This window comes from Nostoc sp. (genome assembly GCF_036917155.1).
GTDB lineage: Bacteria > Cyanobacteriota > Cyanobacteriia > Cyanobacteriales > Nostocaceae > Nostoc.
This window is the reverse complement of record NZ_JBALDZ010000211.1, coordinates 1-12,546: the sequence shown is the minus strand read 5'-3', so window position 1 is coordinate 12,546 and position 12,546 is coordinate 1. Positions and strand designations below refer to the sequence as shown.

General features: G+C 36.3%; 9 protein-coding genes. 3 read left to right on the top strand and 6 right to left on the bottom strand.

Features of this window, described 5'->3' with window-relative positions:
* The first annotated feature begins 74 nt into the window (after nt 1–74).
* A complete protein-coding gene (locus V7K67_RS27380) occupies nt 75–662 on the top strand; it encodes a Uma2 family endonuclease (protein ID WP_334731990.1) in 588 nt (195 codons plus the stop codon).
* Nucleotides 663–664: 2 nt separating this feature from the next.
* Here the strand turns inward: V7K67_RS27380 and V7K67_RS27375 are convergent, their stop codons facing one another.
* The 5 genes from V7K67_RS27375 to purS all read right to left on the bottom strand — a co-directional run bounded on the left by V7K67_RS27375 (nt 665) and on the right by purS (nt 10,871).
* Complete coding sequence (locus tag V7K67_RS27375; protein ID WP_334731989.1) at nt 665–2,155, bottom strand: hypothetical protein; 1,491 nt, start codon at nt 2,153–2,155, stop codon at nt 665–667.
* 243 nt (nt 2,156–2,398) lie between these two features.
* A complete protein-coding gene (locus V7K67_RS27370) occupies nt 2,399–6,019 on the bottom strand; it encodes a helicase-related protein (RefSeq protein WP_335169261.1) in 3,621 nt (1,206 codons plus the stop codon).
* A 57-nt stretch (nt 6,020–6,076) separates the two neighbouring features.
* Nucleotides 6,077–9,085, bottom strand: a complete 3,009-nt coding sequence (locus V7K67_RS27365) for a hypothetical protein (protein ID WP_335169259.1) — start codon at nt 9,083–9,085, stop codon at nt 6,077–6,079.
* A 734-nt stretch (nt 9,086–9,819) separates the two neighbouring features.
* Entirely contained in the window at nt 9,820–10,497 is a 678-nt protein-coding gene (gene purQ, locus V7K67_RS27360; protein ID WP_334731986.1) for a phosphoribosylformylglycinamidine synthase subunit PurQ, read from the bottom strand.
* Between the two features lie 95 nt (nt 10,498–10,592).
* Nucleotides 10,593–10,871 (bottom strand): phosphoribosylformylglycinamidine synthase subunit PurS, encoded by a 279-nt coding sequence (gene purS, locus V7K67_RS27355; protein WP_335169258.1) that lies wholly within the window; start codon nt 10,869–10,871, stop codon nt 10,593–10,595.
* A gap of 144 nt (nt 10,872–11,015) precedes the next feature.
* Between purS and V7K67_RS27350 the strand changes: the two genes are divergently transcribed.
* Entirely contained in the window at nt 11,016–11,420 is a 405-nt protein-coding gene (locus tag V7K67_RS27350) for a Fur family transcriptional regulator (RefSeq protein ID WP_334731984.1), read from the top strand.
* A 60-nt stretch (nt 11,421–11,480) separates the two neighbouring features.
* On the top strand, nt 11,481–11,717 hold the full coding sequence (locus V7K67_RS27345) for a type II toxin-antitoxin system Phd/YefM family antitoxin (protein ID WP_334731983.1): 237 nt from the start codon (nt 11,481–11,483) through the stop codon (nt 11,715–11,717).
* A gap of 100 nt (nt 11,718–11,817) precedes the next feature.
* Here V7K67_RS27345 and V7K67_RS27340 read toward each other — a convergent pair whose 3' ends face one another.
* Nucleotides 11,818–12,387: a Uma2 family endonuclease gene (locus V7K67_RS27340; protein ID WP_335169256.1), complete on the bottom strand. Its 570-nt coding sequence runs from the start codon at nt 12,385–12,387 to the stop codon at nt 11,818–11,820.
* Nucleotides 12,388–12,546 lie beyond the last annotated feature (159 nt).

Here is a 12,546-nt window from a genome sequence, read left to right as displayed (position 1 = left end):
GATTAAGAAGCACTTAGAACGAAATAAAATTCAGCACACTACTAAACTAGAAAGTAAGATGCTCATAATAGCCTATGAACGCCACGACAAGCACTTTCCCTTCTACACTCAAATTAAAAATTGATTTGAGCGATGAGCAATTTTTCCAGATGTGTCAGAAAAACCGCAATTATCGATTTGAGCGTACAGCATCAGGGGAAATATTAATTATGCCACCTACAGGTAGTGATACTGGCAATCGTAACTTTGATATGGTTGTTGAATTAGGAATATGGAATAAACAGACTCAATTAGGCAAAGGTTTTGACTCTTCAACTGGTTTCACCCTACCTAATGGTGCAGAACGTTCTCCTGATGTTTCTTGGGTGAAAATTGAGCGATGGAATGCTTTAAGCGCAGAACAACAAGAAAAATTTGCCCCAATTTGTCCTGATTTTGTAGTAGAGTTGGGTTCTCATACTGATTCCTTGAAAGAATTGCAAGATAAAATGCAGGAGTATATCGAAAATGGCACTCAATTAGGCTGGTTAATTGACCAGAAAAATAAGCGAGTGGAAATTTATCGTCCAGGTAAAGATGTAGAGATATTAGACAATCCTGCTAGTTTATCAGGAGAAAATGTACTACCTGGATTTGTGTTGGATTTACAGCAGATTATGTAGCTTTATCGATTAGGATACACATGGCGCATTTCAAAGCGACTCTGTTCCCAAAGTGGTAACAAAGTCTGTTTAGCAGCATTTAACTGAGCTTGTGAAAAAGAGATTTTCCCATTTTCTAGAATCCAAATAAATATCCGAGTTATTAAATCTGCATTTAAACTATTTTCGTACTCACAATTATTTATTCTTGTTACTTGCTTATCTAAGCAATCTATAGCATATTTAAAAGTCAAGTTTTTCCAGTCTGTGAAATTACTATAATTTTCTTCTGGCGTATTTTTCCACTCAACTCTCCGCAAATTTCCGATAATATAGTCTATGCCTGTTATGGAAGAATCCGTATTACGCACTAAATTTGTATAGGCTTGGTAATATGGTTGCAAGAGTGAAGCAGCAATATTTTCCACATATATATGTAGCCAAGATTGTATGTCATGCAGATAAGGTACTAAATCTCTGATATTATCAATTTCTTTAATCAGCGCACGTTCACTTGTGTAATTTGTTATTTTAGCTAGCAATTCAGCTTCAGATAGTTGAGATGTTTCTGAATAATAATTAATAACTTTGGGAATATATTTTTCTAATAACCACTGTTTGGTATACCTAGCTGTCCAGGTTCCCCGTATACCGATATCTTGCTGCCATAAGCTAAATTTCTCTGTCTCAATAGATTGTAAATTAATATCATTTAGCTCATAGATTATGTTAATTTGATTCTTAGGCAATAAAGATAAGTCGCCATCGAATTTTGGAACAATAAATGTATGATCGCGAATTCCTCGACTCACTCGAATTGATGTATTTTCTCTATGAAATAGATGCCATTCCGACTTACCTTTAGTATAATCAAATTCATTAGCAAACTGCTGCATTAACTCCCATAATTCTTGTCGGACAGAAAAAAGGATAAAACCTCGACTTTCTGAAAAATTGACGAATTCAAAATCCCATGTTTCTAAAGCATTTTCAAATTCTATGATTAAATTTTTATATTCTTGGCAAACTTCATCAACACACAAACATAATTCTGTTACCTCTAAGTTCGATAAAATGGTTGTTGTTTGACCCAAATTTACTTGGAAAGTATTTTTATCTAACTGTTTCAAAAAACGACGACATCCCCAATGTGCCTGGGTGTGCAATCCAGTCATTAATTGACCTAAAATATCTTGATGATTTAAGTGAATTTTTAGATATTTAAAAAGAATACTACTGAACTCTATTTGACAATTACCTTCTCCAAAAGCTTTGGGTAAATTACAGGCGATCGCAACTTTTGGTTTCACAACAACTAAGCGGTAGCCTTCTCGCGTAGTCGAAGGTTCAAAATAACATTGTTCTAAAAAATCCTGTAAACTCTCTGGATAGCAGAGATAGTGAAACATTGACAAAATAAACTTTTCTTTTACATCATCTTCATTTTGTAAAGCAGGATCGTCAAAACCTTGTATCGATATAATGAATTGTTTAATTGACTCTGGAATAGTCATCAGATAATCTACCTGCTTGTATAAATTTGCTATGCCTTATTTTGTTCGTGTAACTAGCAATTTATCAAGTCAGTTTAGATTATATCGTGATTATAGATACTAGAATGAAACCATTCATCTTAAACTTGAACTTAGCAAAACCTACACCAAGAAAAGTTACTTCTGTATTTTGCTAGCAAATATACAGGAAACACTCTCGCAATTCAACAAAGGCATTGCCAAGAATATGAACTTCTAGCTATACTAAGCTTCTTGAGAAAGAATCAAATTCAGTATATTCAACTCATTGGAACTTAAAATATACTTGGTTGTAAAAATTTTTTGCCTAACTTCTTGCAGGCTATAACTTCTAAAAACAACAAAAGGAAAATCTTGATATTCGTTACCAATAGGCAGAAGATTACCAACAGGATACAGCAGGCGGATATATCTAGCTAGAATATCTCGGAAGCGTTGATCTTCTGGTTCTTTAGGTTCATTGGCAAAATATTCACTCATCACATCACCACTAATAAAAGCAAATAATGGGAAGGCATAATATTGATCTAAATGCTGGCTATTCTGCTCAAGTCGCTGTGTTTTCTGCACACCAACCCTTAGCTTTTTCACTAATTCTATGGCATCCTTGATAGCAAAACGTAAACTTTCTGGATAAGATTTACGATGACTAATTTGCTGCATATTTCGCCATAGTTCTTCATTGGCATAGTTTGCTATATCAGCCAGCCGCATTTGGTAAGTTTCCTCCAGGGTGTTATTAGCAATAGGCACTACTAGTAGATTACCACTAATATAACCCGGTTCAATTTTGCCAAAATCTAGTAACTTATCTAGGGTGTGATAATTTTGAGAAAAATCGTTGTTAAAAGACTTCTGTAACTCTAAATAATTAGACTTAGTTGTATCTTTCACAACAAATTCTGCCTGTCCTAGCAGCTTTTCCAAACTTGTATAAACTTTTTCTAATATAGAGTCGCTTCTATTTATCTGGTATTCTTTCTTCATTTGGTTGATGAGATTTGCCATCTGAGCAGAAAATGTTTCACCAGCAGCTAATACGGACTTACCACCTATGGGAATAATAATAAAATTATCCCGACCTATGCGGCCAGAACCAAAAATTCTGGTCATTATAGAGGCTTTTAAAAGTAATAAAATATTTAATATACTCAGCACACTTTCCTGCAAAGATAGTTGCTGGTCATCTTGATAATAAACTGAACGTTCTGCTAAGTAAAAAACTAGCTGTTTATCCTGATTGTCTATCTGATCATTACCACGACCTCTGTAAATCACCTGAATCACTTCCATCAGGTTTTTCTCAATTTCAAATTTGGGAATTTCTACTAAGATGTGTTTAGCCTTGGGAAAGGATAAACCACGACTACCAGAAGCAGTCATAAAAACTACTTTCACAGTTTCTTGAAATTTTTGTATTTCTTGCTTCTCTTCCTCAGAGATATTTGCATGTATCTCTAGGTAATGGGTAAACTTTTCAAATTCTCCCCGATGTTGCTTAATCTTATCAATCAGTTCTGCTAATTTGCGCTTGTTCTGGATATAAACTATCACCTGTTCAACATCTGGCTGATTTAAAAGGGTTTCGATATCTTTTAAAATCTCCTTTTGCAGACTTGCTTCTAAGTTATAATTTTGATTTAAACGCGCCTCTTCACTAAATTTAGATGACTCTATTAATATTTGATAACTAATGGATAAGTTACTAGCTGGGTAGGAGTTAGTATTAATTACGGTTGCTGGTAAACCCTTAAATTGTAATGGCTGGACTGAAAGAGGTTGGCTGGTATCTGTAGCCCGACGAAAATATATTTTGTCTGGTTCTGGTGATGTGTCTGAAAGGTGTTGAATTATAATGTTTTTGTCAACGATAGAAGCATCAGCAACAATTACCTTAGTATTAAAACCATGCCGAGAATCCATTAATTCATATTTGGAGATAATTTGATTAATTTCATCTAAAAACTTAACACCTCCATCATCGCCAGTTATCTCATCTATCATGATGAATAAGTGTTTAATTTTTCGAGATATTTCTTGCATTCTTTGGGGAAATACCTTACTCTCTTTTGAGTTGTATGCATTCCTAAAGATTTTCTCAAAATGTTTTAATGTGTTTCTGTCATCAGTTATCTTCAAGGCTTGGATAGATGTAGTAGCGATAATATTACTTGATTTTTGACTTTCGATCAGAGTAGAGATAGCCTCGCAAATACTATTTAAAACACCCTTAGTTTTTTGTCCAATATCTTGAATTTGATTATCTGTTGTTTGTTTGAGTCTGTCAGAACGCCATTCTTTTCGCTCAACATTCCTGCTATCAAGAAAGTTGACAGACTTCTCTATAAAATCTCCCTGACGCTGATTACAAGTGTATTGAACAGTATAATGTCCAAAATTATCTGTAATTAGGTTGCTATGAGTGTTAATGGCTAATATTCGGTCATCGCGCAATTTTCCGGTATTTTTATCTTTAAATTTCTCGATGATATCCAAGTTAACTTGTTTTCGAGGACTGACGTAAAAGAAAAGAAAACCCTCGTCTATATGTTTACACTCAGTTAGAAAATCGACAATTGCTGTAGTTTTGCCAATTCCAGGATTTCCAGTTAAAAATATATAGGTATCCTGAGAAATCAAAGCTTTTTTAATCAGTTCAGCGTGTGCTTGTCTCAAGTTTAGGGTTCCAGTTAACCCCAATTGATGCATTAATTCTGGAGAAACCTGCCCAACAGAGTTGATAAATCCGGTTATTTTCTCTGTGTGGCGAGGTAGAATGGTTATTTGATCAGCAGGAATTTCTAAAAGAGAATCAACAAACTGTTTACCACGCTCAAAACTACTATAGGCGCTGCGCTTAATTTGATTTAAAACCTGTTTGCGTGCTTCGGGAATTTCTTTAGGACTTGAGTCATGTTTGTAAATCTGATAGCAGGTTTTCAAAATATCCAAGTTTTCTCTCTGGATAGAGATTGTGCTGATTCCGCGATCGCTGTATCCTATAGAGTTGAATACCACATCTGCTGTATCGGGAAAAATAGCGCTTTCTTTGATAAATTCATAGAAGCTATGGAGATAACAAGCAGCCTGAATTGACTTGGTACTTTCTTTATCTCTATATTTAAAAGCAGTCAAGTATGTCTTTAATCCTTCGGAGAATTCTAAGCCTAAAGATTCAGTATCAATACGAAGATTAGAAAACACGCTTTTGGAGCGTAAATAAGTAATATCCTGCATTAATAAACGTCGGATAATTTCTATATAATCAAGATTTTTAACATCCTCATTATAATTAATAGAAAACACAGATAAATCAACACAAATAACCCGATACTGTCTGCGATAACGCAACAGGATTAAAGTATCTGCATTGAGAAACTCACCTTTCTTTTGATAACGACTAATATCCTGAGAGATATTCTCTAAGTTGCCAAATTGAGCTAATATTTCTCCAAACCACTGCAAATCATCTTTGGTGTCATAAGTACCAATGCTGTTATCGCCATTAAACCTGCACTGGTAATATAAAATCTCGACATTTTGTAACTTGTGTGGCTGATCCCAACCTGTAGATTTGATGTATTCTTGAAAAAAATTTAAGCCACTAAAAAAGCCTTTTTGGATAAAAAACTTACACCAATTATCAGCCATTTCTCTTTCTAAGCTGCTGATAACTTTATCAACTACTCGCCGTCGGATTTTAGCTAAATTGAGTTGTTGCAATTCTTGACGATATAAATCACCAAAGTTATGTTTAATTTTGTTCTCTTCAATGTAACCAAGAATGCCAATATTAAACCCCACTTCAAATAAACGTCCTAAATCTTCAGCTATTTTGGATTTCATGATGTTCAGTTTTCTGAATATATTTTTTCAATGCGGAGTAGTGTAAAGAAAGAGAATTCACTCTGCGTTTAGCACATTTCTCACAAGAGTTAAAAATGCTAATGAGTTAAATTCGCTCTTTCCTCGCATCTGATTGAACAAAGAAAGCTTACCAACAGATTTATCTCCAATTAGATTTTCGTAGGGGTCTAGTTTGATATGGATTTTTTTATCCGCTTTTTGGTAGCGAGAGAAGTGAAAGAAAGTCAAATACTGCAAGATATCCTTTTTTAAGGAACCATTATAAATTAGTCCTTTGCGGATATCTTCATCATCGAGAATGTCTTTATAGATATTTAATAAAGTCGCATAGGAAATAACACCTCTGTAGTGTCGTTCCTCTTGTTTACCTACTATCGTTCCATTAAATAAGTTGAAAAATACGACAGATTGCTTGCTGGGATCTTCGACTAAAGTTGTCAGTTCTGTTGTATCTTGAATGTATAAAGAAGTTGCAGCATTTGGTTCTAGCATCACTGCATAGTATTTATCAAAAAACATTGGGTATATTTTGATATCTTCACGTTGCGCTTTCAAAGACTTAATTACATTTTTTGACATGAAGAAGAGTCCATCATCATCTTCAGTCTGTGTCATGTGTAATGTACTGGTATAAGGTGCTTTAGCAATATAGATAATGTGTTTATATTCTCGGTCATAAAGTTCGGTAACATTATCAATAATAGTGCTAGGTTCTGTAAACATTTGTTGGTGATCATAGTTCTCAGAAAAAGTTTTGGGTAACTGAAATTTAACAGTACCATTTCTCATTTGTACACCGATAATTTCTCCCATTAAGTTAGATATTTTTTGAGAACTACCCCACTTGCTGTCGCTTTCCCGACTGGAAACTATAATAATAGCTAGCTTGTCTAGTTGGGGAGATTGAGATGAAGTATTTAATCGAAATTTTTTGGGTAAAACAGAGTATAAGGAACTCATAACATTAGGAATTTTAAACTTACTTTTACCTTGGAAGTCGCTAATGTCAATTCCCTGGTCATTTGCACGATGTGTTTCGTTGAATAAATGAGACAATACACTAGACAAGGAGACTATAAACTTTTCTATCGGTGCGTCATCTTCTTTATTTTTCAGATGTAGTCTTAAAATGGGTATGAATAATCTTGTTTGCTTGTCCAATAAGAGTTTGAGACAGATATAGGCAAGTAAACCATAAGTAAATTTATAGACAAAAGCCTGATGAGATTCTAGTTTTTTATCTTCTAAGCGATAGGGAAACAATAGCAGGTGACGCGTTTGGAAATGTCGAGTAAAAATTTCCAAACATCTTTTATCTTGTAGAGGCGCAAAAATTACTGGTAATGCACGGATAGCAGTTAAATCATACTCCATACTGAAGGTTTCTATATCATCAGTATCATAAAAGTGAATGTCAGTAATGGTGATACTAGCTGCTAGGGTACAAAAAGAATTTGTTTGTGTATTTGCTTTTCCAAGTGAGATGTATTTTAGAACTTGTTTGCGGTTTCCTCTCAGAACAGGTTTGAAAAATGTATTGTTATCAAAAATGTTACGCACATCCTCTTCAAGGATGCCATTTTTCACAGAAATATGTACAGGATAATCTCGTGTAGGGAAGGAGGTTTTGCGCTTGAGGATATTTTGCAAGACACCTTTGAGACGATTGATTTTGATCTGAGTATTAAATTTAGTAAAACCTTTGAGAATCTTCCGTAATAAGTCCTGTTTCGCTGCATCATCAGAACCTCTGAAGATTGGTATTACTTGTTGTTCAAATCCGGCAATAGGGTCATAAACTAACTCATCATTCGGGTTATAATTACTTTCTTTAGGGTTTTGACGAGAGGCAAATAAAAAGTAATATAAAAATGCTATTCTTAAGACTTTAGCAGCAAACGATTCTCGCTGGGAAGAATCTGCAAGTGCTGCTTTATGTTCTTCACTGTCTGGGTTCAGGATATTTAGACGATAATCAAAGACGTTTTTACCGCCGTCAGTGTGAACTTTACCATCAAATTTTAATTTGAGTCCAAAGATAAATTGAATTTCTTCCAGATTTTCATCTTTTGTTTCTCCCAGAGAACCTTCTACTATGGGAATAATTGGCAGCATATTAAATGCTTCGCCACGAGAAAAAGCATCTCTGTAATTAACGGAAGCACCTGCATAGTTTACTAGGTAATCGCCATCGCTTTTGTTGATATCGTTGATGTATTCTTCTATGAGTTTGAGTCGTCTAATTAAATCTTCTAGATAAATAGCACCTTCGGCATTTAGCTTGCTAGTCTTGGTGTTGATATTCTCCCGCAGAAACTCTAAATAATTTATCTGTGCTTGTTTTTTGAGTTTCCCTAAAGTTTCTGTATTGACAATATCCCGTAGTGTGTTGATATCAGATTTTTTATCTTTTTCTAAATCTTCAAGAACATATTCTAAGTCTTCTTTTTCTGCGGAACTCGCACCCGCAAATTTAACTTTCATATAGTTTTCTAAACCCTTTCGCAATTCTGCATCAAAATCACGGGTTTTCTGCACAGAAATAGTTAGTTTATGAACTTTCAGCAATTCTCGATTTTTAGGAGTTTTTTTATTAAAAGTTAACCGTTGCTTTTGCAGGTTTTCATAAGAACTAAAAGGATAGGTAAAGTCTAAGTTGGATGTTTTACCTTGAAATGTGGACAAATCTGTAATTAATTTGTTAACAAAGTCCTCTATTGATTCACTATTTTCTAGTGATGATTTTAATAGTTTGTTGACACAATCTTTAATTGTGCGAATTTGAGTACGAAACTTATCTTCTGAACCTGGGCTAATATTTACGGTGGCAGTACGTACACTATTAGCAGATGCACCCAAGGGATTTTCTATCTGTAAATTGGCAACCTCACTAGCTATGTTGTTAATATCGACTTGTAAATGCTTACCATTGTTAGATTTTTTAAATATTTCCTGATTTGGTTTCTGTAAAACTAATAATATTTTTGCTAATAAATCAGTATAATCTACATAGTTTAAATCTTGTCCAATTGTTATGCTATTCACTTTTTTAACTCCTAAACGTTATCAATAATACTCGTGATAACTATTTAGTATAAGCTGATAAAATTTGAAGTTTAGGTTTGATATGACTTTTGACGATATCTGGAAAACCTCACTACTATTTCAGGGCTATTTCATTCTCATCTAGCCCGCCTCAGAATGAATTCTGAGTCTAATAGCGAAAGTCGTCTAAAGACGACTGAGAAAAGGTTGTAGTCCGTTAAAACTGACTATAGTTCAAAGCCTGTGAACTTCAGTTATGGGCGGTTTATATTTAGAACGAAATAGCCCTGCTTCTATTTCTCTCTCCTAAAAGGCAGGGCTATTTCATTCTCATCTAGCCCGCCTCAGAATGAATTCTGAGTCTAATAGCGAAAGTCGTCTAAAGACGACTGAGAAAAGATTATAGCGCTTCCTAATCAGATGAGGTACATCTTAAGCCCCCTCTCGAAGAGCGGGGAGGGGGTTGGGGGTGGGGTTGTTGTACCTCACTCAACCGAGAACCGCTATATAGTCCGTTAAAACGGACTTTAGCTATCTGACTTTTCACGTTATGTGGAAAAACAAACGTGAAACCTAACCCCCCAGCCCCCTTCCCTACAAGGGAAGGGGGAGAATTCAAAGCCTCTCAAAAAGCAGGAGAGAGGAATGGAAGTGAGGTTTTCCAGATCCCGCTGAATTGTCAGCTTTCAGACAGCGATCGCTCTTTAACCCAATTTATTCGCCTGATATTTCCTCTACGCTAATGCCGCTACCTTCTCTAGTAAGCCTTGAAACAACCTCAAGCCATCACTACCCCCCAGCATTGCGTCTGATGCCCTTTCTGGGTGCGGCATCATCCCCAATACATTGCCCCGACGATCGCAAATTCCGGCGATGTTGTTCAGTGAACCGTTGGGATTTTCGCCTTCATAGCGAAACAAGACTTGTCCGTGATCTTCAATTTCTGCGAGAGTGGCTGCATCAGCGTAGAATCGCCCCTCTCCGTGGGCTATGGGCAAAGTGATCACTTCACCAGTGCTATAAGCTTGTGTCCATGAGAGATTAGTCCGCTCAACTTTCAAAGGGACGCGATCGCAAATAAAATGCAAATCCCGATTTCTGGTTAACACCCCCGGCAAAAGTCCGACTTCAGTTAATACCTGAAAACCATTACAAATACCGAGGACAAACTTACCTTTTTGGGCGTGTTCCACAACCTGCTGCATCACGGGTGAAAACCGCGCGATCGCACCGCAGCGTAAATAATCACCGTAACTAAAGCCACCAGGGATAATCACGACATCCAAATCAGCAATGTCTGTTTCTTGATGCCAAACCATGCGAGTCGGTTGTGAGAGCAAGTCTCTAGTTACATAAGCAACATCGCGATCGCAATTAGAACCGGGAAAAACAACAACACCGAATTTAGTCATTAGTCAAGGGGAGATGAGGGGGATTAGGGAGATGAGGGGGATGAGGGAGATGAGGGAGAAGCAATGCCCAATGCCCCATGCCCCATGCCCAGTAACTAAAATACCCCAGTCTGTGTTTCGACCTCAATCAAATCAAAGCGGTAATTTTCAATTACGGGATTTGATAGCATTTGGTCGCAAATGTTATCGAGGTCTTGACGGGCTTTCTTTTCATCGCTTGAGGTGATGGTGAGTTCAATGTACTTGCCAATCCGCACCTGGTCAACGCTCTCGTATCCCAGTTGCTTAAGACCAGATTGTACAGCGACACCAGCGGGGTCTAAAACTGAAGGACGAAGGGTCACGAAAATTTTGGCTAGATACTTGGTTTGCACGGGCTTTTTCTGAATGCTGTGATCGCTATACTATAACTTTATGCTCTAACTGAGTGAAAATAAGATTACGAAGCGGTTAAAGTTAATTGATCGATTAGCCTATCTAACAGCTTCAACTACAGTGGCATATTTAAATAATTGTCTATGAGAGCCATACGCACCCGCAGTCAAGAGCGTATTTTCAACCTCCTGAAAACCGTCAAAAAAGGCATTTCCGCCCAGGATATTTACGTAGAACTACGTAATACAAATCAGAGTATGGGTTTAGCAACTGTTTACCGTTCCCTAGATGCCTTAAAACTCGAAGGCATGGTACAAGTGCGGAATTTGGCTAATGGTGAAGCCCTCTACAGCCTAGCGCAGCAAGACAAACATCACCTTACTTGCTTGCAATGCGGTGTCTCAATTCCGATTCATCAATGCCCTGTTCATGATTTAGAAGACCAGTTAGAATCCAGCCATAAGTTTAAAGTTTTTTACCACACCCTGGAGTTTTTTGGGTTGTGTAGTCAATGCCAAGTAAACCAAGCTACTGAGATTGGTCAGTAGTCACCTAATCTTATGTTTTCTGCACGCGGACTGGTTAAGCCTAACTAGAGGAGTAATGAAGTGTTGAGAATTAGCGTTGAAGAAGCAGCTATAAATTTAAAATCTCTCTTAGAACGAGTAGCTAGGGGAGAAGAAGTAATTTTGCTAGAGCAAAATAAGGCTGTAGCTCGTTTAGTTCCTCCGCTACAAAAGAAAGAACGATTAGCAAGTATAAAACAATTTCGTGATTCTCTTACGATTAAGGGTGAATCATTGAGCGCAACTGTCATAAATGCGCGTACAGAGGAACGTCATTGATTTATTTAGATACAAGCGTTATCGCTCCTTTGTATTGGAGAGAAGCTTTAAGCGATGCAGTTGAACAATTACTACTCAATGAAACTGAAGTAGGTTTGATTCAAACAAAACTCAACCAACTAAATACATCTGCTACTGTCAATTGCCAATTTTCCAAAACACTCAAAACGGGTAAAATATCTTGATTTTCTTTTAATTCTGGTAATTTATTGGGTTCAAAAATCATGATTGACTCATCAGCCGAATCGAGTAACCAACCTAGCTTTGCTCCATTTTGAATAGAAAATGTAATTTTGCTGATAACTCGGTTAGGCGATTGTTCTGGTGATAGAATTTCAATTATCCAATCTGGAGGAATTACAAATTTATTTGTAATTCTACCTTTTACATCAAGGGGAATTCTTTGCCATTCAAATACAGCAATATCTGGTACTATTGAACGACCTTCAAATGTACAGCGTAATTCAGGAAAGGCATAAGCTAGTTTTTGCGGTTTAGCAATCTCATTAATAGCTGTGACTAAACTGCTCTGTAACGTACTGTGTTCTCCTTGTGGCATAGGTTTTTGGTATATTTGTCCGTTAAAATACTCACTTGCTGGTTTTGTTTCTGGTAGTTTTAAGAACTCTTCTACATTTAATGCTGTAGTTGACTGAATAGATAAGGTCATAATTTACAACTTATCAAAGCTTGATTATTTTATCACTGGAAGAATGCGACAATTTAGTGCTTAGTACACGTCACCGCAAAAAAGGGTCGGAAATAGAGGAAGATATTTTTTGTAGGGTGGCATAAAAATCAGACATGCAAGGACGTATCTCAAGTATCC

Coding starts and splice junctions, on each gene's coding strand:
- V7K67_RS27380 (WP_334731990.1), top strand. CDS start 75: ATGAACGCCACGACAAGCACTTTCCCTTCTACACTCAAATTAAAAATT.
- purQ (WP_334731986.1), bottom strand. CDS start 10,497: ATGACTAAATTCGGTGTTGTTGTTTTTCCCGGTTCTAATTGCGATCGC.
- V7K67_RS27370 (WP_335169261.1), bottom strand. CDS start 6,019: ATGAAATCCAAAATAGCTGAAGATTTAGGACGTTTATTTGAAGTGGGG.
- V7K67_RS27350 (WP_334731984.1), top strand. CDS start 11,016: ATGAGAGCCATACGCACCCGCAGTCAAGAGCGTATTTTCAACCTCCTG.
- V7K67_RS27375 (WP_334731989.1), bottom strand. CDS start 2,155: ATGACTATTCCAGAGTCAATTAAACAATTCATTATATCGATACAAGGT.
- V7K67_RS27340 (WP_335169256.1), bottom strand. CDS start 12,387: ATGACCTTATCTATTCAGTCAACTACAGCATTAAATGTAGAAGAGTTC.